The sequence below is a fragment of the Salegentibacter mishustinae genome (assembly GCF_002900095.1).
Taxonomy (GTDB): domain Bacteria; phylum Bacteroidota; class Bacteroidia; order Flavobacteriales; family Flavobacteriaceae; genus Salegentibacter; species Salegentibacter mishustinae.
Window position 1 is genome coordinate 2,243,377 of sequence record NZ_LLKN01000002.1, and the last position, 26,308, is coordinate 2,269,684.

At 37.4% G+C, this 26,308-nt stretch carries 21 protein-coding genes; 12 read left to right on the forward strand and 9 right to left on the reverse strand.

Annotated features, from left to right (window positions below; translation table 11 throughout):
- Positions 1-69: 69 nt before the first annotated feature.
- From APB85_RS17720 to APB85_RS12945, 4 genes are all read left to right on the forward strand, one after another.
- Entirely contained in the window at positions 70-1,827 is a 1,758-nt protein-coding gene (locus tag APB85_RS17720; RefSeq protein WP_057481225.1) for an ABC transporter ATP-binding protein, read from the forward strand.
- Between the two features lie 75 nt (positions 1,828-1,902).
- On the forward strand, positions 1,903-2,283 hold the full coding sequence (locus tag APB85_RS12935; protein ID WP_057481226.1) for a PUR family DNA/RNA-binding protein: 381 nt from the start codon (positions 1,903-1,905) through the stop codon (positions 2,281-2,283).
- A gap of 82 nt (positions 2,284-2,365) precedes the next feature.
- Positions 2,366-4,888: a M14 family metallopeptidase gene (locus APB85_RS12940; protein ID WP_057481227.1), complete on the forward strand. Its 2,523-nt coding sequence runs from the start codon at positions 2,366-2,368 to the stop codon at positions 4,886-4,888.
- Between the two features lie 69 nt (positions 4,889-4,957).
- Positions 4,958-5,362 (forward strand): lipocalin family protein, encoded by a 405-nt coding sequence (locus APB85_RS12945; protein WP_057481228.1) that lies wholly within the window; start codon positions 4,958-4,960, stop codon positions 5,360-5,362.
- 3 nt (positions 5,363-5,365) lie between these two features.
- Here the strand turns inward: APB85_RS12945 and APB85_RS12950 are convergent, their stop codons facing one another.
- Positions 5,366-5,701: a tRNA-binding protein gene (locus tag APB85_RS12950; RefSeq protein WP_057481229.1), complete on the reverse strand. Its 336-nt coding sequence runs from the start codon at positions 5,699-5,701 to the stop codon at positions 5,366-5,368.
- Between the two features lie 155 nt (positions 5,702-5,856).
- On the opposite strand from APB85_RS12950, the gene APB85_RS12955 reads away from it, so the two are divergent.
- Together APB85_RS12955 and APB85_RS12960 are read left to right on the forward strand one after the other, a co-directional pair.
- Positions 5,857-6,426, forward strand: a complete 570-nt coding sequence (locus tag APB85_RS12955) for a thioredoxin family protein (protein WP_057481230.1) — start codon at positions 5,857-5,859, stop codon at positions 6,424-6,426.
- A 144-nt stretch (positions 6,427-6,570) separates the two neighbouring features.
- Complete coding sequence (locus APB85_RS12960) at positions 6,571-7,212, forward strand: peroxiredoxin (protein ID WP_057481231.1); 642 nt, start codon at positions 6,571-6,573, stop codon at positions 7,210-7,212.
- A gap of 279 nt (positions 7,213-7,491) precedes the next feature.
- Here the strand turns inward: APB85_RS12960 and APB85_RS12965 are convergent, their stop codons facing one another.
- The 5 genes from APB85_RS12965 to APB85_RS12985 form a co-directional block, all read right to left on the reverse strand.
- Positions 7,492-8,424, reverse strand: coding sequence for a peptidylprolyl isomerase (locus APB85_RS12965; protein ID WP_057481232.1), 933 nt, complete (start codon positions 8,422-8,424; stop codon positions 7,492-7,494).
- Positions 8,425-8,475: 51 nt separating this feature from the next.
- Positions 8,476-10,104, reverse strand: coding sequence for an amidohydrolase (locus APB85_RS12970; RefSeq protein ID WP_057481233.1), 1,629 nt, complete (start codon positions 10,102-10,104; stop codon positions 8,476-8,478).
- A gap of 81 nt (positions 10,105-10,185) precedes the next feature.
- Positions 10,186-11,313 (reverse strand): hypothetical protein, encoded by a 1,128-nt coding sequence (locus tag APB85_RS12975; protein ID WP_057481234.1) that lies wholly within the window; start codon positions 11,311-11,313, stop codon positions 10,186-10,188.
- A gap of 265 nt (positions 11,314-11,578) precedes the next feature.
- Positions 11,579-13,264 carry a TonB-dependent receptor domain-containing protein gene (locus tag APB85_RS12980; protein WP_317042965.1) on the reverse strand — a complete coding sequence of 562 codons (1,686 nt, stop codon included), beginning with the start codon at positions 13,262-13,264 and terminating at the stop codon, positions 11,579-11,581.
- Positions 13,265-13,337: 73 nt separating this feature from the next.
- A complete protein-coding gene (locus tag APB85_RS12985; RefSeq protein WP_057481236.1) occupies positions 13,338-16,355 on the reverse strand; it encodes a tetratricopeptide repeat protein in 3,018 nt (1,005 codons plus the stop codon).
- A 160-nt stretch (positions 16,356-16,515) separates the two neighbouring features.
- Here APB85_RS12985 and APB85_RS12990 point away from each other — a divergent pair, with 160 nt between their 5' ends.
- Positions 16,516-17,199, forward strand: coding sequence for a cell division ATP-binding protein FtsE (locus APB85_RS12990; RefSeq protein WP_057481237.1), 684 nt, complete (start codon positions 16,516-16,518; stop codon positions 17,197-17,199).
- Here APB85_RS12990 and APB85_RS12995 read toward each other — a convergent pair.
- The 3 genes from APB85_RS12995 to APB85_RS13010 all read right to left on the reverse strand — a co-directional run bounded on the left by APB85_RS12995 (position 17,196) and on the right by APB85_RS13010 (position 20,264).
- Positions 17,196-17,456, reverse strand: a complete 261-nt coding sequence (locus tag APB85_RS12995; RefSeq protein ID WP_057481238.1) for a YgjV family protein — start codon at positions 17,454-17,456, stop codon at positions 17,196-17,198. The genes APB85_RS12990 and APB85_RS12995 overlap by 4 nt on opposite strands.
- A 139-nt stretch (positions 17,457-17,595) precedes the next feature.
- Positions 17,596-19,395, reverse strand: a complete 1,800-nt coding sequence (typA, locus tag APB85_RS13000) for a translational GTPase TypA (protein ID WP_057481239.1) — start codon at positions 19,393-19,395, stop codon at positions 17,596-17,598.
- Positions 19,396-19,778: 383 nt separating this feature from the next.
- A complete protein-coding gene (locus tag APB85_RS13010) occupies positions 19,779-20,264 on the reverse strand; it encodes a DinB family protein (protein ID WP_057481241.1) in 486 nt (161 codons plus the stop codon).
- A gap of 144 nt (positions 20,265-20,408) precedes the next feature.
- Between APB85_RS13010 and kdsA the strand changes: the two genes are divergently transcribed.
- The 5 genes from kdsA to APB85_RS13035 all read left to right on the forward strand — a co-directional run bounded on the left by kdsA (position 20,409) and on the right by APB85_RS13035 (position 26,304).
- Positions 20,409-21,227, forward strand: a complete 819-nt coding sequence (gene kdsA / locus APB85_RS13015; protein ID WP_057481242.1) for a 3-deoxy-8-phosphooctulonate synthase — start codon at positions 20,409-20,411, stop codon at positions 21,225-21,227.
- Between the two features lie 79 nt (positions 21,228-21,306).
- Positions 21,307-22,449 (forward strand): hypothetical protein, encoded by a 1,143-nt coding sequence (locus tag APB85_RS13020; protein ID WP_057481243.1) that lies wholly within the window; start codon positions 21,307-21,309, stop codon positions 22,447-22,449.
- A 182-nt stretch (positions 22,450-22,631) separates the two neighbouring features.
- Entirely contained in the window at positions 22,632-23,786 is a 1,155-nt protein-coding gene (locus APB85_RS13025) for a hypothetical protein (protein ID WP_057481244.1), read from the forward strand.
- A gap of 23 nt (positions 23,787-23,809) precedes the next feature.
- A complete protein-coding gene (locus APB85_RS13030; protein ID WP_057481245.1) occupies positions 23,810-25,435 on the forward strand; it encodes a BCCT family transporter in 1,626 nt (541 codons plus the stop codon).
- Positions 25,436-25,446: 11 nt separating this feature from the next.
- On the forward strand, positions 25,447-26,304 hold the full coding sequence (locus APB85_RS13035) for a universal stress protein (RefSeq protein WP_057481246.1): 858 nt from the start codon (positions 25,447-25,449) through the stop codon (positions 26,302-26,304).
- Positions 26,305-26,308 lie beyond the last annotated feature (4 nt).

A 26,308-nucleotide genomic window follows, 5' to 3' on the forward strand; every position in this document is an offset into this window, starting at 1 on the left:
TTTCAATAAAGAGGTTTTTAAAACGTGTTAAAATAACATATCCTCAAAATTTAGCTTTTTTACCCTTAAATGAAAAACCTTAAGCACCTTAATAAATATTTCCTAAAATATAAATGGAAGCTATTAATTGGTCTTGTGATCACAATAGTAGCCCGTATTTTCGCCCTGTATTATATTCCATTGATTGGGGATTCTACCGATGCGATAGAGCAATTTATAAATGGCGAAATAAGTACTATGGAAGTACTTAAAACCGAACTTGCAGTAAATATTGCTCTTATAATTGGAGCTACATTAATTGCAGCATTCCTTACTTTTTTAATGCGGCAAACCTTTATCGTGGTTTCCAGAGATATTGAATTTGACCTTAAAAACGAGATCTATAAACACTACCAGGAACTCTCTCTTAATTTCTATAAAAAGAACCGTACCGGCGATTTAATGAATAGAATTAGCGAAGATGTTAGCAAAGTAAGAATGTACCTTGGGCCAGCAATTATGTATACGGTAACTACCTTTACTTCTACGGTTGTTGTTTTAATTTTTATGGTTCAGGCAGCGCCAGAACTTACTTTGTATACAGTTGCTCCACTTCCGGTTTTAGCATTTTCTATCTATAAAATTAGTGTTGCCATCCATAAACGCAGTACTGTAGTACAACAATATCTTTCCCGGCTTAACACTTTTACACAGGAAAGTTTTAGCGGAATCGCTGTTATAAAATCCTACGGGATGGAAAAGCAGATCAACCATAATTTTGTAGATCTTGCTAATGGAAGCCGCGATAAAAACATAGACCTTGTTAAAGTACAGGCTTTCTTTTTTCCGCTTATGGTTTTATTGATTGGGATTAGTAACGTTTTGGTAATTTACGTTGGTGGTAATCAATATATAAATGGAGAAATTGAAAACATTGGGGTTATTGTAGAGTTTTTACTCTATGTAAATATGCTTACGTGGCCTATTGCCTCTATTGGTTGGGTAACTTCCTTGGTGCAACAAGCTGAAGCTTCCCAGGAACGTATTAACGAATTCTTAAAGGAAAAACCCGAAATAACCAATAAAAAGGAGACACCAGATGAAATTCACGGTAGCATTGCATTCAAAAATGTAAGCTTCACCTACGATGATACAAACATCACCGCACTTAAAAATGTTTCTTTTGAAGTTAAGAGTGGGGAAACACTGGCGATAATCGGGAAAACTGGTGCTGGAAAATCTACTATTCTCGAACTTATTGGAAGATTATATGATGTGCAAAATGGAGAGATTTCCATTGACGGTAGAAACATCGAAAACCTTAATCTAGATAGTTTAAGGAATAGTATTGGCTACGTGCCACAGGATGCATTCTTATTTAGTGACTCTATTAAAAGCAATATCAAATTCGGAAAAACCAATGCCAGCGACGAGGAGATTTTTGAAGCCGCTAAAAATGCTTCGGTACATAAAAACATCATAGGCTTCAGCAAAGGTTATGATACCGTCTTGGGAGAGCGTGGGATCACACTTTCTGGCGGACAAAAGCAAAGGGTTTCTATTGCTCGTGCTATTATTCATGATCCTAAAATCTTATTGTTTGATGATTGCCTTTCAGCCGTAGATACCGAAACAGAAGAAGAAATTCTAAATAACCTCTTTAAAATTTCAAAAGAGAAAACAACGATAATTGTAAGTCATAGAATTTCTTCAGCAAAAAATGCCGATAAAATAATTATCCTGGAAGACGGCGCCATTGTACAACAAGGCACTCATTCCCAATTATTAAACCAGCAAGGCTATTACAAAGAATTGTATGCAAAACAGTTAAATGAAAAAGAAATGTGAAAATTTTTTGCTAGATGTTAAAAATTTTTAGATTTTTGAGCAGTACTAAACCAAAATATTTAAAGAATTTATTTTATGAGCGACAAGGGAATGATGGAGAAAGAAGAAATATTCTCTAAAGTGCTGAGAGCCGGAAGAAGGACTTACTTTTTTGATGTTAGAGCAACTCGTGCTGACGATTACTACCTAACTATCACTGAAAGCAAAAAGTTTACCAACGACGATGGTTCTTTCTTCTACAAAAAACACAAGATCTACCTTTACAAAGAGGATTTTGCCGGTTTCAATGAAATTCTGCAAGAAATGACAGATTTTATCCTGAATGAAAAAGGAGAAGAAGTAATTAGTGAACGTCACCAGAAAGATTTCAAAAAGGAATATGAAACTTCTGAAACTGGAGTAGCAGAAGGAGCATCGCCAGAAAAGTTTACCGATGTGAGTTTTGACGACATTTAAATTTTAGCTTCAAGATTATATAAAACCGTCCCGAGATATTCAGGACGGTTTTTTTATATTTATATCCCAAATAAAAAACCACATGCAAAAACTTCTACCTTTTCTAATTTTCTGTATTTGTTTTAACTCATTTGCACAGCAAGAATTTGAGGATCTTAGTCTCGAATATTACCTGCCTCAAGATGTAAGCTATAATGAAGAAATCCCCAAACCACAGGATGTTATTGGTTATATACCGGGAGAATGGCACGTTACCCACGATCTACTTTTAAATTATATGCGGGAACTCGCCAGGGTTTCGCCAAGAATAAGTATTGAAAACCGAGGGGAAACCTACGAGGGGCGTCCACTTATTTTACTCACTATTACTTCAAAAGAAAATCACGAAAATTTAGAGGAAATTCGCAAAAATCACCTAGCATTAACTCAAGAGAATGCCTCTTCCTTAAATGTAGAGGAAATGCCTATTGTGGTAAACCAGGGATTTTCTATTCACGGAAACGAAGCCAGCGGCTCTAACGCCGCACTTTTAGCTGCTTATTACCTGGCTGCTGCTGAAGGTGAAGAAATAAAAGAGTTATTAGAAAATACTATAATTCTTTTTGATCCTGTCTTTAATCCCGATGGTTTGCAGCGTTTTGCTTACTGGGCTAACACCAATAAAAGCGAAAATATAAATCCCGATCCGCAAGACCGGGAATACAGCGAAGTTTGGCCAGGTGGTAGAACTAATCACTATTGGTTTGATATGAACCGCGACTGGCTGCCGGTACAGCTACCGGAATCCCAGGCTCGCATTGAAACTTTTCATAAATGGATGCCGAATATATTGACAGATCATCACGAGATGGGCTCTAATTCCAGTTTCTTCTTCCAGCCGGGAATTCCATCGAGAACGCACCCATTAACTCCAGATCTTAACCAGGAACTTACCAAAGAAATAGGGACTTATCACGCTGAAGCTTTTGACCAACTGGGCTCCTTTTATTATACCGAAGAAAACTATGACGATTTCTACTACGGAAAAGGTTCTACTTTCCCCGATATTAACGGAAGTATAGGAATTCTTTTTGAACAGGGAAGTTCCAGAGGCCACGCCCAGGAAACCGAAAATGGTGTCCTAACCTTTCCGTTTACAATTAGAAACCAGTTTACTGCGGCACTTTCAACCTTAGAAGCCGCTAAAAATATGCGCAAAGAAATCCTGAATTATCAGCGTAATTTTTATAAAAACGCTCGCAATTCAGCTGAAAATGGCGCCTATGTTTTTGGAAGTAACAAAGATGCATCTGCAGCTTATGAACTGGCAAAGATCCTTGAAAAGCACAAAGTAGAAATCCACAAATTAGAAGAGGATTTAAAAACCAATGGAGAAACTTTTAATAAGAACACGGCTTATGTAGTTCCTAAAAATCAGCGTCAACACAGGCTTGTAAAAGCAATGTTTGAACGCCGCACCGAATTTGAAGATAGTTTATTCTACGATGTTTCGGCCTGGACGCTTCCGCTAGCCTTCAACCTGGATTTTGCTGAAGATATTAAAATGAAGAATGCGGGAGAGAAAATAGAAAAGCTCTCAAAACCGGAAATTCAAACCCTGGAAAAAAGCAGCTACGCATATGTTATGCAATGGCACGATTACTATTCGCCCAAAGCTTTAAATATGATCCTGGAAAAAGGGCTTCGTACAAAAGTAGGCATGCAGCCTTTTACTCTGGCCGATACAGAATATGATTACGGTACAATTCTTATCCCGGTTCAAAATCAAAAATTAGATGCAGAAAAAATGTATGAATTTCTGCAAAACGTAACCGAAAAATCTAATGTGCAAATTGATGCCATAAACACGGGCTTAACCCAGGGTGTGAACCTTGGAAGCAACCAGTTTAAAGCACTCGAACTTGCAAAAGTAGCTTTAATTGTTGGAGACGGCATCACCCCTTACGATGCCGGGGAGATATGGCACTTATTTGACCAGCGTTACGATATGAAGATCACGAAGTTGGACACAAGGAGGTTTTCTCGCGCAGATCTAAGTCGATATACCGATATTATTCTGCCAAACTCCTGGGGTAGTGCTTTAGAAAAAAATGATATAGAAAAACTTAAAGAATGGGTTCGTGCAGGCGGAACTTTAATTGGTTATCGCAATGCAGCACGCTTTTTTGAAAGACAAGATTTTATGGATCTGAAAATTAAAAAAGATAGTTTGGTAGCCGAAAATATTAGTTTTGAAGAACGAAGAGATTTTAGAGGCGCCCAGGGAATTGGTGGCGCTATCTTTGAAGCAAATATAGATCGCTCACACCCGGTAAATTTTGGTTACACCAATAATAAACTTGCTCTGTTTAGAAACACTACAATTTTTGTAGAAGCCGATGAACAAAGCTATAACAACCCAATTCAATACACCGAAAATCCTTTATTGAGTGGTTACATTAGCGCTCCCAGGCTAGAAGCTATTGCAGGTACAGTTCCATTTAAACATACAGGAATGGGACGCGGTAATGTAATTCTATTTACCGATAATACTAATTTCAGGGCTTTCTGGTACGGCACCAACAAATTGTTGATGAACGCTATCTTTTTTGGTGACGAAATGTAATTTTTAGTTTACATCGCGCAACCATTATGGCATTGTTGCATCTATAGAATAGAACCTATACCTTAAAAGATGAAAAACTTATTTCTAATATTTCTATTTGCAACAATAACAAGCTGCTCTACCACTTTTAATAGTCCAGCAGATCTGGACAATAAAGAAATTGTCGGGAAATGGCAATTAACAGAAGCCCTTGCCGATCCCGGTGATGGAAGCGGTACCTGGCAAACAGTAGAAAACGGTAGAACCCTGGAGTTTGATGAAAACGGAATGGTTTATTCTTCTACAAGTTTCTGTTATGGTGAGCAAATTAATGAAGCTACTTTTGATGCTTCAGAGAAGATGATCAGCTCAAATTGTGCTGACAGAAATGTTGAACTAAGCTACGAATTGAAAGAAGGTAAGTTATTTATTACTCCACATAATCCAAGATGCGCTGAAGCCTGTGGTACCAAATATAGTAAGGTGGAGAGTTAGGTTTTATCCAACTCGCAGTCCGTTTTCTACTTTAAAATCGGGGTTTAGTAGCACGATATCGTTATCTTCTCCTACTGCCCCTAACACCAAACATTCGCTCATAATATTTGCAATTTGTTTCTTCGGAAAATTAACCACCGCTACGATTTGGCGATACAATAATTCTTCCTTTTTATAGCGTTTGGTTATTTGAGCTGAAGTCTTTCTTTGGCCTATTTCCTCTCCAAAATCTATAAGCATTTTATACGCAGCATTTTTAGCTTCAGGAAAATCTGAAACTTCAGTAATAGTTCCAATTCGCATTTCTACTTTTTCAAAATCCTTCCAGGAAATTTCCATTATTTAATTTTTGCCTTCAATTTAGAAAAAAAGCAGATATTCCGCAGTGAATTCGTAAATTACCTGTAGCGAACCAGTGTGAAATAAAATTTTAATTTTGAGGAAAGCCTCGGAGCATTTAATCCCGTTTATCGAGTAAATTTAAAAGAAAAATTATGGCCAGAACTGCTTCAAATATGATCGCTTTGGGTACACCGGCACCAGATTTCAACCTCGTAGATGTAATTACAAGCAATAGGTATTCTCTTAAAGATATTAGGGGCGCTAAGGGTACATTAATTATGTTTATTAGTAACCACTGCCCTTTTGTAAAACATGTAAACGAAGAAATAGTGCGGTTAGCTGGAGATTACCGGGTTTTAGGTTTCGGGTTTGCTGCAATTATGAGTAATGACGTGGAAAACTATCCTGCAGATCATCCAGATAATATGAACGAGGTTGCCAGAAAACATCAGTATTCTTTTCCCTATCTCTACGATGAATCTCAGGATGTTGCAAGAGCTTATAAGGCTTCCTGTACACCAGACTTCTACCTTTTTGATGATGATTTAAAACTAATCTATCGTGGCCAATTAGACGATTCCCGCCCGGGCAATGGAATCCCAGTAAACGGGCGACATTTGCGCGATGCTATGGATGCGGTACTTTCTAATAAAAAAGTTCCGGGAAATCAAAAACCCAGTATGGGCTGTAATATTAAATGGAAGTATGCGCCGGAACCTTAAATTTCCAACTTTGTTCAGTTTCAATTACTGAAAATCACAATCAGTTAATCTTATCACAAAGCAAGTAAATCCTATTGGTTTAATAGGTTTTACTGAATATTATTCTTTAATTTTATAGTACGAATCACTAAAAAAGATAATATTATGAGCGAGTTAAAATTAGGAGATAAAGCACCAAATTTTGATGCTGAAACTTCAGAAGGAAAAATCAATTTTTATGATTATTTAGGAGATAGCTGGGGGATTTTATTTTCGCATCCTGCCGATTATACACCGGTTTGCACCACCGAATTAGGAACGGTGGCAAAGTATAAAGATAAATTTGAAGCTCGTAACACTAAAGTGATGGCTTTAAGTGTAGACGGTGTAAAATCACATAAAGGCTGGATAGACGATATAAATGAAACCCAGAATACTACTGTAAATTTTCCAATTATTGCAGATGAAGATAAAAAGGTTTCTAATCTTTACGGAATGATTCATCCAAAAGCCGACGATACACTTACGGTACGTTCGGTGTATGTGATTGGGCCAGATAAAACCATCAAATTGATGATCACCTACCCGGCGAGTACAGGTAGAAATTTTGATGAACTATTAAGGGTTATAGATTCGTTACAACTTACTGCCTACCAAAAAGTAGCCACACCGGCTAACTGGAAGCAGGGAGAAGATGTAGTGATTAGCCCTTCGGTTTCTAATGAAGATGCAAAGAAGATGTTCCCAAAAGGTTTTAAAGAGGTAAAACCATATCTTAGAATGACTCCACAGCCGGATTCTAAGTAAAGATTATGAAAGAGTTTAGAAATGTTTTTCAAATCGTCATACTGAACTTGTTTCAGAGCCAGCTCCGAATTTTTTCGGAGATCTAAGATGTTGATAAACTATTCATGTTAGAATCCCGAAGTTAATGCGGTATAAAGTCTGAATAATCCCGAAGCCTCGGGACAACTTGACGAAAACAAGACTTTTTAGACTTGTTCTTTTAAAAAAATACCTCACAGGTTTTTCGAAACTTGTGAGGTATTTTTTATTCTTTGAGTTTCCCCTTTGGGGTTTGAGCTTTTATTTTACCGCAACCAATTCCACGTCAAAAACCAAAGCTGCATTTGGTGGAATTACAGCACCTGCACCACGTTCTCCATAGGCCAAATGTGAAGGAATCACGAAACGAGCCTGGTCTCCCACATTTAAAAGTAGAATACCTTCGTCCCATCCGCTAATTACGTGCCCTACTCCTACCGGAAATTCCAGCGGCTGATTTCTTTTATAAGAAGAGTCAAAAACGCTACCATCGGTTAGCATTCCTTTGTAATGCACAGAGACGGTTTGACCTTTTTCAGGTTTTGCTCCTTCTCCCTTTTTTTCAATTTTATATCGAAGTCCGCTTTCTGTGGTTTTAAAACCCTGGGAAAGTTTACCCAATAATTCTTCTTCCCTTTTCTTAGCGGCTTCTTCTCGTTTGGCTTTGGCGCCATCAAATTGTCTAAAAGACTCTACAGCATTAAAATTCTCAGCCTTTTCGCCAGATCTAATGATCTCTAGCTTTTCAATTTCATCGCCTTGCTTAATACTATCTACGACATCCTGCCCCTGAATCACGCTACCGAAAACGGTATGTTTTCCGTCTAACCAGGGAGTTTCTACATGGGTAATAAAAAACTGACTTCCATTGGTTCCGGGACCGGCATTCGCCATAGAAAGTTTTCCTGGAGCGTCGTGTTTTAGTTCCGGGTGAATTTCATCTTCAAATTTATAACCGGGACCTCCAACTCCTGTTCCCTGCGGGTCACCGCCCTGAACCATAAAGTTAGGAATCACCCTGTGAAATTTAAGTCCGTCGTAATAAGGTTTTCCCTGAGGAAAAGCCTCATTTTCAATTTCACCTTCGGCAAGCCCTACAAAGTTACCAACCGTTCCCGGTGCTTTTTCGTATTCCAGTTCTACTAAAATCTGGCCTTTAGTAGTATAAAATTTAGCGTATAATCCTTCGTTCATTTTCTTATATTTTTTTGAGAGGCAAAGATATCCATTTTTAGTCTAATGCTTTTAGTATACCTTTTCACCATTTACATATGTTTCTAAAACTTTAATTTCAGGAATCTCTGAATTCTCAACTTTCATAATATCCCTATCCAGAATAATGAAATCGGCAAATTTTCCTGGTTCAATACTTCCTTTTTCTTCTTCTTCAAAATTTGCATAAGCCGCCCAAATAGTCATTCCCTTTAAGGTTTCTTCTCTTGAAAGGGCTTGTTCTTTCATAAAACCATCTTCGGGAAAATTATCGGTATCCTGTCTTGCTACGGACGCATAAAAAGTAAGAAACGGACTCACCTCTTCTACAGGAAAATCGGTCCCAAGTGCAAGAATTCCGGCTTGATCTAATAACTTTTTGTAAGCATAAGCGCCCTTTATTCTTTCTTTACCTAAACGATCTTCGGCCCAGTACATATCGCTGGTCGCGTGTGTAGGCTGAACTGAAGGAAGAATATTCTTGCTGAAATATTTAAAATCTTCTTCATCTATTACCTGCGCATGTTCTACTCTCCACCTGCGATCTTTATCATTGGCTAAAAGTTCGTCATAAGTTTCTAAAACCATATAATTAGCCGAATCTCCAATAGCGTGTGTATTCAGCTGAAACTTAGATGCAGCTACACGTTCTGCTGTTTCCTTAAAATCTTCAACAGGCGAAAGCAAAGCCCCAAAATGGCCGGCACGATCGCTATATTCTTCTTTTAAAGCAGCACCTCTGGAACCAAGCGCTCCATCACCATAAAACTTTACCGAACGCACATTTAATCTTTCGGTTTTAATAGGATCTTTATCTAAATAGTAATCAAGATTCTCCTCTGTATTACTAATCATAGCATACAGCCTAATTTTAAGGCTTCCATCTTTATGAAGGCTATCCATAAGCTCTATGGTCTCTTTATTTATCCCAGCGTCTACAACTGTGGTTAATCCGTATTTAAAAGAGAGTTTTTGCGCATCCATTAAAGCGTTTACCTGCTCTTTGGTAGAGGGCGCTGGTTGGGCGTTGGCCACAAGTCCCATAGGATTATCTATAATAATACCGGTTAGCTCTCCATTTTCCTGTTCTATATCTCCTCCGCTAAAAGAAGTTTCGGTGGTGATTCCCGCTTTATCCAGGGCAGCCTGGTTGGCTAGAAGTGCGTGACCATCTATTCGGGTTACAGCAACCGGGGTGTCGGGAAATAATTGATCTAAAGTATCTTTATTAGGGAACTCTTTATTCTCCCAATCATTTTGATCCCATCCTCTACCGGTTATGAATTCCACATTTCGCTTATTTTGAAAATCAACAATGCGCTGTACTACCTCTTTAAAGCTCTTGGTCCCGGCAAGGTCTACACGTTGTTGTTGCAGGCCCAGTCTATAAAAATGAGCGTGACCGTCTATAAAACCCGGAAAAACACTTTTGCCACCGGCATCCAGTTTTTCTGAGACTTTATATTTTTTCTGAAGTTCTTCAGCAGTGCCTACCTCAAGAAATTTTCCATCTTTCGTTACAAAAGCTTCCGCAGTACTAAAGTCATCATCTACTGTATAAATTTCTGCATTATAAACCAATAGATCGGCTTCCTCTTTATTCTCAGAATTACAGGAAATTAAGGCGATACTTAAAAAGCAAAAAAGTACTATTTTTTTCATCTATTTATAATTTTAGATAAAAATAAAAAATGCGCCCGGTAAAGGCGCATTTTATTCAATTATTTAATTTTTTAAGCGATTTTAAAAGACCGAATTAATAATTTGATCACGTATACTTTTGTTGGCTGCAGCAGCAAGCGCTACCGAAACGAATAGGCCAATCATGGCGTAAGCAAAATCTTTAAAAATCATCTTACCGGCCTTCTTACGGTGTTTCTTACCTTTTTTATTTCTGGCCAAGCTTATCGCTATTTCCCTACCACCAATAATACCAAGGAATACCCAGGTAGTACTCATAGGTACTGTACTGATAAACAATTTATAGATAAGCAGAATTACATAAGTTAAATCTACTAAGGTTGCTGCACGAATATCTGAAATTCTGGATTTCTCACTAACTACTTCCTGAATTTTATCTCCCCTCAGGTAGAACAATAGTCCTAAACCTCCAAAAATGGTAAGTGCAAATACTACAAACTGAAAAGCATCCAGGCTACGAGGCAAGAATACGGCTATATTGGCACCATCCTGCATTACCCAAACTCCCCAGAGCGTACCGCTTACCACCCATTGAACGGCGGTCCAGCTATTGTTGAATTTTCTACTCTTAAAGTATTTTTTAATAAAATTATAGGAAAGGTACCATACCAAAAATGACAGTATGAAGGCCATAATATAGCCTGTCCAACTCTTCCATACCACCGAGGTAATCCCAGAGGTATCGGCACTAAAAACACTTAAAATAAGGAAAGTTGTAGAAACCGGCATCTTAAGCCTGGTTAGAATTAGCAAAACTAATGGTGCTATAATCTGAAAAAAGCTGAAAGACTCCGGGTGTGGATACGGCGAGGTTCCATCGGGCTTGAGAAGTCGTTGAAAGGTAACATCTCCATCAAAGTAGAACCAACTAAAGCTCACCACTCCAAGGAAAATAGTTCCTACATAGAGCCATAAAATCCACCAACGCTTAGACTTATTACTTTCAATAAAAGTCCCAAGAGACTGAATACTATCGTTCGCTACCGTTGCATAAGCAGCAAAGAAAAACCCAAGCCACATAGCGGCAGTTTTATTGCCAGTGAATATTCCGGCCATAATAATACCAACAATTACAATTGCAAGAAAAGCTTTTTCCTGAACCATAAAGTCCAGAATATTCAAATATGGACGGGACCGGTCACTCCGTTGAAACTTTTTACCTTTTGCCATTAAGTAGCTTTTTTAATTTTTTTAAATATTTTAAATATTAAGGTGTGGTAAATCTTCCTTAAAAATTGGATACAATATTAATTAGTTCTATTGTTAATTTTCAATTTTCAATGTTGTGTTATTGTTAAGGAATTTCCGAAAAAACAAACACGTAAAAAACTGATTACAAATACTTTATATCGTTTAAGCTAATAAATTGCGTTGATAATAATACAAAAAAGCACCTTAAAAAGGTGCTTTTTGAGATTTTGTATGGATTTATTTATTAAAAATCGAACTTATAAGTAGCTCCTGCAAGAACTTGTAATCCCTGAACTCTAAAATTAGTCCAACGTTCATAATCATTATTCAACAAGTTACTTCCTTTTGCAAATACAGAAAGCCTATCGTTAAAACGGTAACCTAAATGAGCATTTACATCAAAATAGCTATCTAGTGTAATGGTATTTAAGACTGGATCGTTTGAAGATACTATTCTTTCCTGGTCAAAGCGCTCTCCTATGTAAAATAAATTAGCACCGGTATACCATTGTTCGTTAATCTGGTAATCGGCATTCAACGATGCTTTAAGATCTGGAAGGTTCCAGGCTTCGGCTTCTCCATCAGTATTATAATCAAAGTATTCAGCATTTACTCCTAACCTGAAATTCTGGTTTACATCAACATTTATTTCACCGGCAATAGATAAGGTTTTTACATCGTCGTAAACAACTTCAAAAGAATTCCCATAGGCATAATTTTCGGTCATTATATCGTTTGCCCGGGGATTACGCTTAAACAAAGCTTTATTAAACTGGGACTGATATCCCGTTTTAAAATTATAAGAAACAGCATTACTTAATTTCCCTTTTGCACCAACATAAGCATTGTACTCATTATCTGTTGGCCTTATTTCTATACTTGGGGAAACATAAGGATTCTCCTGTATAAAATTATAATAGGTATTTTGTTGTAAACCACCTTCCAGACCTGCGTAAGGCGTAAAGTAATCACCACCCAGTCTATAACTTGCGGTTACTTTTGGATAGATGTAAAAATTGCCATCACTATTTTCAACATCCTGACTATAATAAAAAGCTACACCAAGATCTAAAGTAAGGTCATCTCTTAAAATTAATAAACTCGGGTTTATCCCGAAGTTCATAAAAGTATAATCGTAGTTTCCGAATCCAAGAAATTGCTCTCCCATTTGTCCCTGAACAATATCAGTATACACATTGGTGGTAATTAACTCATCTGCAATATTTACTTCAAAAGTACCGGTTGCATCAAAATGATTTTCTGAAGTTGAATAAGAATCGCCGGTATGCCTGAATTTTGCCCTGGCATTGTCGAAAAACGAATCGTAGAGCTCTATTTCTCCTCCTGCATAGACTGAAAAGTAATTCTGAGAAGGATCTATAGCATTAATTTCATCATTACTAAAGGTCTCATTTTGCGGCAAACCATACCAATTAAAGAGCTGATGTTGGGCACCAATTTCGGTTTTCCAATCTAAATCGCGGGTTTTAGAGTTATAACTTAGGTTAAGCTCGGTATCATAAAATTTATCATCTAATGCAATACCATCAATTCCTCCCTGGGATGAATTATGATCTAAATAAATTCCAAAATTATCGCTTCGGTTTACTTCCAGGTTGCTGTAAAATTCAGCTAATAAATTTCCGTAATTTCCGAAACCAAGACTTGCATAATTATCGTAAACCTTTACGCGTCTCTCTCTTTCAACAGTGGTAGCACGCCCTTTTGCCGGGGTAAAAGTGGAAGCCACCGGAACTGAAAAAATGCTATACTGTACAGGTCTTTTTTCGGTTCTAACAGAATCTGACTGGCTGGGGGTTTGCTTTATTTTGTTAGCGTCTTTTACCGTAGGTGTATATGGTTTTACCACAATCACGGTTTCACTATCTATAGGATCTTGAGCAAAAAGAACCCCGCCAATTAAAAACATACTTAAAAAAAGGCTCTTTTTTATTGAAAACATTTGCATATAGAAATTCTTAAATGTTAGGTTGAAAGTTGAATTAATTATTTGCTTCTACTGAAGAATTGGTTTTTGCAGCTTCTGTCTTTATTCTTGAAAGTTCCTGCTTGGCCTCCTGCACAATCTCAGGGTAATTTTGGAAGTTCTTAATTACATTTTCCAAAATATAAGTAGCCTGATACGTATCGTCTAACTCGTAGAAATTATCTGCCATTAAAACCAAACCTTTAGCTCCCCAGCGCTTATAGCCGGAAAAATCTTTAGCCAGAATTTGAACTGCAGCATTCGAAGCTTCGTAATTTCCGCTTTCATTTTTAAAATAAGCATCATAATATAAAGCTTCAGCGGCCAATTCTCCTTTAGCCGTTTTTTGTACTTCTGAATAAGCGCTTTTTGCTTTACTCATATTTCCTGAAGCAAAAGCCGCACGAGCTACAATTACACGAGCATCATTACGCGCTTCTGAATCTGACTCTGAGTTGGCTAAAACCTTATCGGCATAATTCGCCGCCTTAGCCGGTTGATCTAACTCGAGGTATGATTTCATCAAGTTAGACTGTGCGAAAATTGTATTCTGCTCAGAGCTGGCTTGTTTTTCAAGTTTCTCTAAGTAACCAACTGCTTCACGATAGTTTTCATTTTCCAGCAAGATTTCAGATAGTCTTGAAAGCGCCTGCTCGGTAAATTCATTTTTAGGCTTATCGGCTATAAAACGATAATTCGCTGCCGCTTTATCTTTATTTCCATCTCTGTAATATAACTGACCTAAATAAAAATTAGCGTTTATAGAATGGATTCCGTTAGGGAAACGTTGCAGATAATCTTCAAATCCGGTTATTGCGCGGTCATATTGATTGTTGAAATATTGATTTTCAGCAGATTCATAAGTAGTGTTGTCTAGATCGGCATCAGTAACTTCAACAAAATCTATATTTCGTACCCAGTTTGCGTACTCATCTGTACGGCCAAGATCTACATAAACCATCCTGGCAGTAGAAACGGCCTGCTTAGCTTCCGGTGTATTTGGGTAATCGTTAACTACTTTCTTCAATCTTTCTAAAGCACGATTTCCATTATCGGCATTGTAATGAATTAAGGCCTGGCGCAGCATTGCTTTAGGTACAAATGCGCTTTGTGGCACTTCTCTAATTAACCTATCGTAAGCAGATAAGGCTTCACCGGTATTATTGGCAGAAACATAGGTGTTCCCCAATTCGTACATAGCATCGTCTCTAAAAGAAGATCGCGAATATTGATTTATAAAGCTTTTAAGCTCAGAAATTTTAGTGTCTCTTCTATCTATAAAACCATAGCTCATCGCTTTTTGAAATGCAGCATAATCGTTATCACCACTTAGCGAAAGTGCTTTATCATAAGCTTCAATTGCCGGCCAATACTGGCTACTTACAAAATAGGTGTCACCAAGACGCAATAAAGCATCATTTCTACGAGCAACTTCGTTAGCGCTATTTTCAGAATAACGCTTAAAGAACTCTATGGCACGAGAATATTCATTCTTTTTAAAGTAAGCATACCCAAGATTATAATCCAGGTTATCCAATTCTTCTGTGCCTTTTGCGGCATTCATACCGGCAAATTCACGATATCCAATTATAGCATCATCAATTCGGTTAATATTATATTCACTTTCAGCTTTCCAAAAGGTGGCTTTTGCAGTTATTTCCTGATCTCTAGGTTCAGAAAGTGCTTTTTCAAAATTAGTGATGGCTTTTGCATAGTCTCCGTCTTCATAAAGCTGAAGCCCGTAATAGTAAGCTACTTTCTGGTAAGCTTGTTTATCGCTAAAGTTTCGGTTATTCTCCAGTAAACGCATCGCTTCTTCATAGTTACCTGAAGTAAGGAAAGAATCGATCAACAAACTCTCCATCGCCGCCCTGTTCTCAGAATCTGGATATTTTTCAATAAAATTAATCAAGACCTGCGATGGGCTTTCGTAACTATTTCCAATCTCATAACTCAGTTTAGCGTAATTCATATACGCATCTTCCTGAATTTCTGGATTAAAGTCCATCTCGCTGGCATTTTTAAAAGCGTTTAGAGCCTGCTGCTTTTGATTGGATTCTAAATAAGATTGCGCTAAATGATAATATGCATTTTGTGCAATTTGATTTTTCCCATCTATAATTTTATTGAATTCAGAGATCGCATTTTCATAATCTCCTTGCTTATAATAAGCGTAACCCAGTTGATAATAATCGGTATTGTTCCATCTTCCGCGTTCCCCATCGTATTCCTTCAAATAAGGCAAAGCTTCTTCATATTGTTCTAAGTTGAAATAACTCTCCCCTATTATCTTATTGAGTTGAGAACGCTCCAAGCGGTTCGCACTTTGTAATTGCTCCTTGGCCAGTTTAATAGCTTCCTCAAATTTACCTAACTTGAAGTTCATATCGGCCTGGAAGTAAGACAGGTCTTCACTATAGCGATCGTTACCTCTTACCGCTTCAAAATTTTCGTTAGCGGCTTCATAATCGTCGCCTTCATATGCCATATAACCGATGTAATATTTAGCCTGGGAACCAAATTCTTTCGAATCCCGAACTCTTTCTAAATACTTACGAGCCTGGTCGTATTGTTTTGCTCTAAAATAAGCGTATCCATTATTAAAATAAAAACGTTGGCGCTCTGCCCGGCTCATACTATTTTCATCAACTTTGTCATACCATTTGCGGGCTAATGAATATTTTCCGGTTTGAAAATAATAATCGGCTACATCACGATAAGCTGAATTGGTCTTGGTACTGGTAAGATATCTACTCACAAAACGCTCCATTAACCTGTCGGCGCCTGGCTGATTTAACCTTACAGCGGCATTGGCGATATAATAAGCGCAATCTCCTTCAATTTTCTCGTCTTCGGTTTGCTCTTTAACTTCATCAAATAAATTTTGAGCAGCTAAATATTGCTGATTATTATAAAGTTCGAGGGCTTTGTTAAATTCGGCGAGATCGTGCGTATAAGTGGCCGATCGCTGGGAAATTCCGTTAAAAGAAAAGAAAATTAAAACAACAAACAGTAAAATTTTGTTAGGTGTCATTTATAGATTTTTAAGTTGATGATTCAAAGATAATTTAAACCTTGCTTTAATAACGCCCATATAAAGTGATAATTATGTTAATGTAAAAAAAAGTAAACTCGCAGCTTTTGAAAAATGTATATTTACCAATATTTTTATCCCAAACTAAGCCTAAATATTTATGTCCAATACCGTCCTGGAATTAAAGAATGCTGCTATTTACCAGCGAGAAAGCCTTATTTTATCTGAAGTTGATGTAGAAGTAAATAAAGGTGACTTTGTATATCTTATTGGTAAAACCGGTACCGGAAAAAGTAGTTTTATGAAAACACTTTATGGCGATTTACCACTTACCGAAGGCGAAGGGACAATTGTAGATTATAATTTACGAACGCTCAAAGAAAAAGACATTCCTTTTTTAAGAAGAAAGCTAGGTGTGGTTTTCCAGGATTTTAAACTTTTAACCGACAGGAATATCAAAGACAACCTACTTTTTGTTTTAAAAGCTACCGGCTGGAAAGACCAAAAAGCAATGGAACATAAGATAGATGAAGTTTTAGATAAAGTAGGAATGAAATCTAAGGGCTTTAAATTTCCTTATCAACTCTCTGGTGGAGAGCAACAACGTGTTGCAATTGCACGTGCACTTTTAAATGATCCCGAACTTATTCTTGCCGATGAACCCACCGGAAACCTGGATCCACAAACATCGGTAGAAGTTATGGAAGTGCTTCAGGATATAAGCAAAAACGGAAAAACCATTTTAATGGCCACGCATGATTATGCTTTACTGCTAAAATATCCTTCAAAGACTCTAAAATGTGACGGGCAACGCGTTTTTGAAGTAGTTCAGAAATCAGTCTAAGGCTGAACTTCATCAGCTTTTACCCTGTGCGGCTTTCTATTGATAAAAAGATAGTAGAAATTAACGCATACAATTACTGCGTTGGTAATAATTACCGGCCAGGAATCTATTAAAACTCCGTAGGCAATAAAGAAGATACAGCCAAGGCTGTTTACGACTCTAAGCTTTATGATATTCTTCATAAAGAATGAAATCGCTACAAAAAAAGAGGAAAGGTAACCTATCCATTCGGTAAGACTAATTCCCAGGAATTCCATATAAAAAAGAAGAGTTTGTTTGAAAAGTTATTGAGCTCGTCATTCTGAACTCGTTTCAGAATCTAACATCTTAGACCCTGAAACAAGTTCAGGGTGACGGAGAAAACAACCTCCAAACAAACTCTTTTAAGTTGAGTGATTAAACTATTTTATTTCTTTTACGCTCGTTTTCTGTAAGATAGATTTTACGCAATCTTAAGTGGCTTGGAGTAACCTCAACATACTCATCTTTCTGAATATATTCTAAAGCTTCTTCCAAAGAGAACTTAAGCGCAGGAACAATCTTCGCTTTATCATCGGCACCAGAAGAACGTACGTTAGAAAGCTTTTTGGTTTTGGTAATATTCACTGCCATATCATCCTGACGTGAATTTTCACCAATAACCTGGCCTTCATAAATTTCCTCTCCCGGATCTACGAAAAACTTCCCTCTATCCTGAAGCTTATCTATAGAGTAAGGAATTGCTTTTCCGCGTTCCATAGAAATCAACGAACCGTTTTGACGTTGTGGAATTCCACCTTTCAACGGCTGATACTCTTTAAAACGGTGCGCCATAATCGCTTCACCTGCAGTAGCAGTAAGCAACTGGTTACGCAAACCTATAATTCCTCTGGAAGGAATCATAAACTGAATGATCATTCGTTCGCCACGGGTTTCCATACTTAGCATTTCTCCCTTTCTCATCGTCACCATTTCTACAGCTTTCCCTGAAACTTCTTCAGGTAAATCTATAGTTAGTTCTTCTACCGGTTCACTTTTCTCACCATCAATTTCTTTAATAATAACCTGAGGCTGACCGATTTGAAGTTCGTAACCTTCTCTTCTCATCGTCTCAATAAGAACAGAAAGGTGCATTACTCCACGTCCATAAACCAAAAATTTATCGGCACTATCAGTTTCCTGAACCCTAAGGGCAAGGTTTTTCTCTAATTCTTTGGTAAGTCTTTCTTTAATATGCCTTGAAGTCACAAACTTTCCGTCTTTTCCGAAGAAAGGAGAATCGTTAATTGTGAAAAGCATACTCATTGTAGGCTCATCGATTGCGATGGTTTTTAGACCTTCAGGATTTTCAATATCGGCAACAGTATCACCAATTTCAAATCCTTCCAGACCAACCAAAGCACAAATATCACCAGGTTGAACTTCTTCTACTTTTTTACGGCCCAAACCTTCAAAAGTAAATAGCTCTTTAATTTTTGTTTTCTTAATGCTACCGTCTCTCTTAACAAGCGAAACCTGCATTCCTTCTTTTAAATGCCCTCTTTGCACTCTTCCAATTGCAATTCTTCCTGTAAAAGAAGAGAAATCTAAAGAAGTAATAAGCATTTGAGGAGAACCTTCCTGAACTTTAGGCGAAGGAATATGTTCCAATACCATATCAAGAAGTGGTTCTATATTATCTGTTTTCTCATTAGGATCGTCGCTCATCCAATTGTTCAGGGCAGAACCATAAACCGTTGGAAAATCAAGCTGCCATTCTTCAGCACCCAACTCAAACATAAGGTCAAAAACCTTCTCGTGTACTTCATCTGGAGTACAGTTAGGCTTATCTACCTTATTTACTACAACACAAGGTTTTAACCCAAGATCTATAGCTTTTTGCAACACAAAACGTGTTTGCGGCATTGGGCCTTCAAAGGCATCTACTAAAAGTAAAACCCCATCGGCCATATTCAATACTCTTTCTACTTCACCACCAAAATCGGCGTGACCAGGAGTATCAATAATATTGATTTTGGTGTCTTTATAGACTACCGATACGTTTTTAGAAGTAATAGTAATACCACGTTCTCGTTCCTGATCGTTGTTATCCAGGATAAGATCTCCGGTGTTCTGGTTATCCCTGAACAAACGGCAGTGATACATAATCTTGTCTACCAGGGTAGTTTTACCGTGGTCTACGTGCGCGATAATCGCGATGTTTTTAATAGCTGTCATATAAGCGCCTCATTTTTAAGGCTGCAAATGTACGGCTATTTTTAAAGAAACAAGTATCTAATGCTACTTATTCAAAATAAAATATTCTAGACTAAACGCTCTGTAAATCAAAAGCTTAATTTCTGGGAAGCTATTTTATAAACTCAGGAGTTAGTTTTTAGCTTTTTGTAAATGAAAAAACCGAAATAAATTAATGCAATTGTTCCAAAACCTATTCCTAATAAAGGCTTTTCAGGTCTTTGGTAAATGAAGAAAATCGTAGCTGCGGTCATTATTAGCGCATTTACTAACAAACGCTTAGCGGTATAATAATTCCTAAACTGTTCTGTAATACTTCCCATAGCTTTATTTTTTTTTCAAAGCTATGAATTTAAAAGCAATCTTTAACTTTCATCGGCCGAGGGACCATAAGTGGCCGGTACCGGGATATCTAATAGCCGAAAGTAAACTCCTAACTGTGCCCTATGATGCGGCAACTGGTTAAACACCATCATTCTAAGCACACTATATTTTGGCATATCCATTAAAACCTTTTCGTTCTGGATCATTTTCCAGTTCTTTTCATATTCTTTATCTGGTTTTCGTAGAGCAGCTTCGGCTTCCGCAGTATTATTTCTTAAAACTTCAAGAATTTCTTCTACACTGGCAAAATCGGGAGCTTTATAACCGGCCATATCCATCTCATCCATTTCCATAGTTCCGGTGATCCAACTGGGAATTTCAGCAAGGTGATTAGCCAGTTGTCTAATACTCATAGACTTTTTATGGGGGCGCCAATTCATTTTATCAGCAGGAATCCGTTTTAGAAATTTTTCGGTAATCACTACTTCGTGTTGAAGCTCAGATATTAATATGTTTTGAAGTTCCATAATTTTAAAATTAAAATGGAAATTACAACAAAAAGGTCATCACTCCTTAAGTTTTAAAAACAAAAAGACCTCTGGAAAACACGTATTTTTGGAATTGTTCCTACCGCTTAATTCTATTATATTTGCGCAACCAATTCCTTTTTTATGAAACTTGACCGAATTCCACAGTTAAAATATACAGATTCCAACAACTTCTTTTTACTTGCCGGCCCTTGCGCTATAGAAGGCGAAGAAATGGCATTAAGAATTGCCGAAAAAGTTGTGGAAATCACCAACAAACTGGAAATCCCCTATGTTTTCAAGGGTTCTTTTAAAAAGGCTAACCGCAGCCGAATTGATAGTTTTACCGGAATTGGAGATGAAAAAGCTTTAAAAATTCTTCGAAAAGTTTCTGAAACTTTCGAAATTCCTACCATAACCGATATTCACGAAGTAAGCGATGCGAAATTAGCTGCTGAGTATGTAGATATTCTTCAAATACCCGCCTTTTTGGTTCGACAAACAGATCTGGTAGTCGCCGCTGCAGAAACCGGAAAAGTGGTCAATCTCAAAAAAGGACAATTTATGAGTCCTGAAAGTATGAAGCACGCAGTAACCAAAGTGACCGATTGCAATAACGAGCAAGTAATGGTTACCGATCGCGGCACCATGTTTGGCTACCAGGATATGATTGTAGATTTTAGAGGAATTCCTACAATGCGCGAATTTGCTCCTACCGTTTTAGATGTTACTCATTCCCTTCAGCAACCAAACCAAAGCAGCGGTGTTACCGGCGGAAGACCAGATATGATAGAAACCATTGCCCGAGCTGGTGTGGTTAATAATGTAGACGGCTTATTTATTGAAACTCATTTTGATCCTGCCAACGCAAAAAGCGACGGAGCGAACATGCTAGATCTTAAACATTTGGAAACTTTACTAAGCAATTTAGTGGCTATAAGAAAAACTGTAAATAAGTTATAAGTTTCCTAAAATTTATTTCGAGTAATTTATATAAAATTTTTTCAAAGTATTTTGCAGAATTAATCATTCTGTTTTAATCATGTTGAAAAATTACATATCCCTAATTCCCCTATTAGCTTTTTGCTCCATTTTTTGTAGTCCGAATTACGTTTTCGCCCAGGACGAGCCTGAAGTAAATATTGGGGGAGCTGTTCGTTTTAACTACAATCTATCCTCCTGGAAACCCGGACAGAAAGCCAGGGGTGGCGATTTTGGTTACGATGTATTTATCATTAACGCCGATGCCAAATTTAAGGGTATTTATCTCGAAGCCGAATACCGTTTATATTCTGATGCTTTTGGAGGCGGATTCTTAAAATACGGATTAGTTGGCTACGAGTTGGATGAAAAAAGACGCCTTGAATTAGGACTTGCCGAAGTTCCATTTGGGATCGAAAGATATAACTCTCATAACTGGTTTCTAAACCTTCCTTATTATGTTGGCCTGGAAGACGATTACGATATGGGCGTAGATTATATTTATAATGATGACCGTTTCCAGTATCACGTAGGATTTTTTAAGAATGCTGAAGAATTTGCCTTTGGAAGTAACACCCCATCTTCTCCGCACCGGTACTCCTATGATGTTGTAGGCAGGAATAAAGAGGTGAATCAGTTTAACACCAAGTTTATTTGGAAGCCATTATCAGATAATACCCATAAAATTGGGGCTTCGGGTCAGTACGGCGGCTTGTACAATATAGACACCGAAGAAACCGGAGACCATTATGCAGTTGCTTTGCACTATGAATACCAAAGTAATGACTGGTCTATAAAAGGACAGGCTACCAAATCTAAATTAAACCCAAAAAATGCACCAGGAGAATCTCGAGACATAGTTTCGATGGGGGCTTATGGAGTGCCTTACCAGGTAGCTGCAGATTTTGAAATCTATACCCTGGGAATAGCAAAAAAACTCACACTAGATACTAACTTGATTAAATACCTGGAGTTTTATGATGACTTTGGTTATATGAATAAAAGGAAGAAAGAGTTTGCCAATACTTTTATGAACGTCTTTGGAGTACTTATTAATTCTGGTCCAATATTTACGTATATAGATTACGCTGCTGGATACAACCATTCCTGGTTAGGAGGTGATTTTACAAATGAATTCGCTGCAGGGATGCAGGATGCCAAATGGGAAGCCAGGTTTAATATCAATATCGGCTATTATTTTTAGTAAAACTTCGATAGCTGCATTACTTTCAACAACATATTCCTCAAATAAAGCGAGGTAAACAATACTTATAGCCATCTTAACAATTGTTTTATTTGATTAAATAAAAGTTAATACAAGCTCAGTTTAAGATTTTTCGTTTTAATTTAAGTTAATTTGGCAATTAACCAAGCAATATTATCTTAATGAGAACCCAAAGGATTTCAGGGAATCACTTCTCTTTCAATTCATTTTTAGCTATTATCAGTTTTTTTATAATAGCTCCTTTAACTGCACAAGATGAGCCCGAAATTTCTGTGGGTGGTGCTCTTAGATACAATTATAATCTATCTTCCTGGAAAGATGGCCAAAAAAACCGTGGCGGCGATTTTGGTTATGATATTTTCAGAATAAATTTCGATGCAAAATACAAAGGGATTTATCTAAATGCTGAATATCGTTTATATTCTGATGCCTTTGGTGGTGGTGTGATGAAACAAGGTTGGATGGGTTATAAATTTAACGATCTGGACGAAATACAAATTGGACTAACTCAGGTTCCCTTTGGCATTCAGCAATATAATTCTCATAACTGGTTTTTTAACCTCACTTATTATGTAGGGCTTGAAGATGATCACGATATGGGAATAAAATATATTCATGCTGGTGAAAAATATGAATATCACCTGGCTTTCTTTAAAGGCGCTGAAGAATTAGCTTTTGGAAGTAATACTGAATCTTCTGCCAGCCGATACTCTTACGATGTTGTAGGTAGAAATAAAGAGATCAATCAGTTTAACGGCAAGTTCGTTTATAAGTTTGGCGAGAAAGCAGCAAATCGTTTAGGAGTTTCTGCCCAATATGGCGGTCTTTATAATTTAGATACTAAAGAAACCGGAGACCATTACGGCCTCGCTGCACACTACGAGATCACTCAAAACCGGTGGAACTTAAAAGCGCAGGTTTTAACAGCCGCGCATAACCCTATTAATGCGGAAGGCGAAACCAGGGAATCTTTAACTTTTGGCGCATACGGCTTCCCATATGAAGTTGCTGCCGATTTTAATTTATACTCTCTGGCAATTTCAAGAAATGTTCCCGTGAACCTGGGACCTGTTTCAAATTTGGAATTCTACAATGATTTTGGTTATATGCAAAAGCATAATAACAATTTTACCGATTCTTATATGAACGTTACAGGAGTTCTAGTTACCGCGGGGCAGGTTTATACTTATATAGATTATGCGGCCGGTTATAATCACTCCTGGTTGGGAGGTGATTTTGTAGATGATTTTGCAGAAGGTATTCCAGACGCAAAATGGGAAGCAAGGTTCAATATCAACATAGGATACTATTTTTAATTTAATTTCTGAAAACCAATTATATGGCAAAAAAAGTTACAAGAAGCGATGAGAAAAAGTCAATCTTTGGATTGGAAGTAAACGGACCCGTTTTCTTCATTTCCTCTTTTTTCATCATTTTAAGCATCGTCCTAACCCTGGTATTTGAAAAACAGGCAGAAACAGTATTTTCAGATATTCAAAACGCAGTGGCCAATAATGCCGACTGGTTTTTTATAATGTGCGTTAATATTTTTCTGGTGTTTCTAATCTATCTTGCTTTGGGACCATTCGGCAAGATGAGAATAGGTGGCCTAAAAGCCAAACCTGAATTTAAAACCCTCTCCTGGTTTGCGATGTTATTTAGTGCAGGGATGGGAATTGGGCTATTGTTCTTTAGCGTGGGAGAACCCATAATGCACTTTAACACACCTCCAACAGCTGAAGCGGGAACTGCTGCAGCAGCAAAGGAAGCTATGAATTTCACCTTTTTACACTGGGGTTTTCATGCCTGGGGAGTTTATGCATTAGTAGGCCTGGCGTTATCATATTTCACCTATACCCGTGGATTACCGCTAACCATCCGTTCTATTTTCTATCCTTTTTTAGGAGATAAGATTTATGGAAAAATTGGAGATGCCATAGATATTTTTGCAGTGTTAGCCACCTTATTTGGTTTAGCAACATCTCTGGGTTTTGGAGTGCAACAAATAGCTTCAGGTTTAGATCACGTCTTCAATGTCCCCAGCGGAATAACCACTCAGGTAATCTTAATTGCTGGAATTACCCTGGTAGCCACTATTTCAGTAGTATTAGGGGTAGATAAAGGGGTGAAAATCCTTAGTGAATGGAATATGCGTGTAGCTTTAGTACTACTTGTACTGGCACTTATCCTAGGCCCTACCATCTTTATTTTTAGATCTTTTGTAGAAAATACCGGAAGTTACTTATTTAATTTTATTGAAATTTCTTCCTGGAGTGAAACCTTTACCGGTGGATCCTGGCAAAACGACTGGACCGTATTTTACTGGGGCTGGTGGATTGGATGGTCTCCATTCGTAGGAATGTTCATTGCTCGTATTTCTAAAGGTAGAACTATTAGAGAGTTTATATTGGGCGTATTGCTTGTTCCTTCCCTGGTAACTTTTTTCTGGATGTCTGCCTTTGGTAGTGTAGCTATACAGGATGCAATGGGTGGTGATATGAGTATTGTAGATGCGGTAAACGATGATATTGCCACTGCGCTTTTTGTCTTTTTTGAAGATTATCCGCTATCTATGGTAATCAATGTGGTAGCAGTAATTCTTATTGCAGGATTCTTTATTACCTCTTCCGATTCCGGTTCACTGGTAATTGATAGTTTAACTTCAGGAGGAAAAATAGATGCACCAAAAGGGCAACGTATATTTTGGGCGGTAACTGAAGGAACAGTAGCCGCGGTATTACTTATTGGTGGTGGTTTACAGGCTTTACAAACGGCCACAATTGTTACCGGACTCCCTTTTGCCTTCATATTGCTTATTATGTGCTATTCCCTCTATAAAGGTTTAAAAGAAGATCATGTGGAACTGCAAGACAAGAAAGAGCAAAAAGAGATGGAAAACTACGAGGAAATCGTAAACGACATCGTTAAGAAAAGAAATATTTCAAAAAACACAGAAAACCAATAAAAATAGGCATTATGGAGAAATTCAATAATATTTTGGTTGCCTTAGACCTTTCAGACATAGACAATACCCTAATAGATTATGCCTCTTACCTGGCTGATACATTAAATTTAAAAAAGGTTTACTTCGTACATAACATCAAGACCTATGAAATTTCATCGCTTTTTGAAGAGCAATTGAAAGATATTAATTTAGATGAAGTTATAGGTGATGAGTTAAACGAAAAAGTAGAAAGTCGGTTTAAGGGAAAAGCAGAATGGGAAGTCTTAATTTCGGAAGATCCTTATACTGAATCCCTGATTAATTATATTACCAATAAATACTATATAGACCTGGTAGTTATGGGTAATAAGAAAAGACATAAGGGAACCGGGGTAGTAAGCAATAAGCTTCTTAGATTATTAAAATGTGATATTCTCTCTGTTCCAAGAGATTTTACACCGCAAATAAAGAATATTTGGGCTGGAACCGATTTTTCTCGGGAATCTCGAAAAATATTTAATGTAGCACAAATGTTACAAAAAGCAACTTCGGCACCAGTTACCGCAGCCTACGTTTATTCGGTACCTGTTCAATTTTCACCTTATGTGCCTAAAGAGGCCATGGCCCCTAAAATTGAAAAGCATGCGATACAAAAAAGCGAAAAATTTCTTAGTAAACTCGATTACGACGGGGAAGTTACACCGCTAATTATTCCGGGAAGAGATTCTAGTGTAGCCAGTAATTTATTGGAGCATGCCAAGAAAAATAAGGTAGACATTTTAATTGTTGCCGATAAAGGAGCTAACAATATATCGAACCTCCTGGTGGGAAGCGTAACCGAAGAATTATTTGGCGAGAAACCGGAAATTCCATTATGGATTTCTAAATAAGACC

Excerpts from the sequence above, each read along its gene's own strand:
- APB85_RS12940 (WP_057481227.1), top strand. The coding sequence starts at position 2,366 with ATGCAAAAACTTCTACCTTTTCTAATTTTCTGTATTTGTTTTAACTCA.
- APB85_RS13025 (WP_057481244.1), top strand. The coding sequence starts at position 22,632 with ATGAGAACCCAAAGGATTTCAGGGAATCACTTCTCTTTCAATTCATTT.
- APB85_RS12975 (WP_057481234.1), bottom strand. The coding sequence starts at position 11,313 with ATGGCAAAAGGTAAAAAGTTTCAACGGAGTGACCGGTCCCGTCCATAT.
- APB85_RS13030 (WP_057481245.1), top strand. The coding sequence starts at position 23,810 with ATGGCAAAAAAAGTTACAAGAAGCGATGAGAAAAAGTCAATCTTTGGA.
- APB85_RS12985 (WP_057481236.1), bottom strand. The coding sequence starts at position 16,355 with ATGACACCTAACAAAATTTTACTGTTTGTTGTTTTAATTTTCTTTTCT.
- APB85_RS13020 (WP_057481243.1), top strand. The coding sequence starts at position 21,307 with ATGTTGAAAAATTACATATCCCTAATTCCCCTATTAGCTTTTTGCTCC.
- APB85_RS13010 (WP_057481241.1), bottom strand. The coding sequence starts at position 20,264 with ATGGAACTTCAAAACATATTAATATCTGAGCTTCAACACGAAGTAGTG.
- APB85_RS12990 (WP_057481237.1), top strand. The coding sequence starts at position 16,516 with ATGTCCAATACCGTCCTGGAATTAAAGAATGCTGCTATTTACCAGCGA.
- APB85_RS13035 (WP_057481246.1), top strand. The coding sequence starts at position 25,447 with ATGGAGAAATTCAATAATATTTTGGTTGCCTTAGACCTTTCAGACATA.
- APB85_RS12995 (WP_057481238.1), bottom strand. The coding sequence starts at position 17,456 with ATGGAATTCCTGGGAATTAGTCTTACCGAATGGATAGGTTACCTTTCC.
- APB85_RS12960 (WP_057481231.1), top strand. The coding sequence starts at position 6,571 with ATGAGCGAGTTAAAATTAGGAGATAAAGCACCAAATTTTGATGCTGAA.
- APB85_RS12955 (WP_057481230.1), top strand. The coding sequence starts at position 5,857 with ATGGCCAGAACTGCTTCAAATATGATCGCTTTGGGTACACCGGCACCA.
- APB85_RS12965 (WP_057481232.1), bottom strand. The coding sequence starts at position 8,424 with ATGAACGAAGGATTATACGCTAAATTTTATACTACTAAAGGCCAGATT.
- APB85_RS17720 (WP_057481225.1), top strand. The coding sequence starts at position 70 with ATGAAAAACCTTAAGCACCTTAATAAATATTTCCTAAAATATAAATGG.
- kdsA (WP_057481242.1), top strand. The coding sequence starts at position 20,409 with ATGAAACTTGACCGAATTCCACAGTTAAAATATACAGATTCCAACAAC.
- APB85_RS12970 (WP_057481233.1), bottom strand. The coding sequence starts at position 10,104 with ATGAAAAAAATAGTACTTTTTTGCTTTTTAAGTATCGCCTTAATTTCC.
- APB85_RS12980 (WP_317042965.1), bottom strand. The coding sequence starts at position 13,264 with ATGTTTTTAATTGGCGGGGTTCTTTTTGCTCAAGATCCTATAGATAGT.
- APB85_RS12945 (WP_057481228.1), top strand. The coding sequence starts at position 4,958 with ATGAAAAACTTATTTCTAATATTTCTATTTGCAACAATAACAAGCTGC.
- APB85_RS12950 (WP_057481229.1), bottom strand. The coding sequence starts at position 5,701 with ATGGAAATTTCCTGGAAGGATTTTGAAAAAGTAGAAATGCGAATTGGA.
- typA (WP_057481239.1), bottom strand. The coding sequence starts at position 19,395 with ATGACAGCTATTAAAAACATCGCGATTATCGCGCACGTAGACCACGGT.
- APB85_RS12935 (WP_057481226.1), top strand. The coding sequence starts at position 1,903 with ATGAGCGACAAGGGAATGATGGAGAAAGAAGAAATATTCTCTAAAGTG.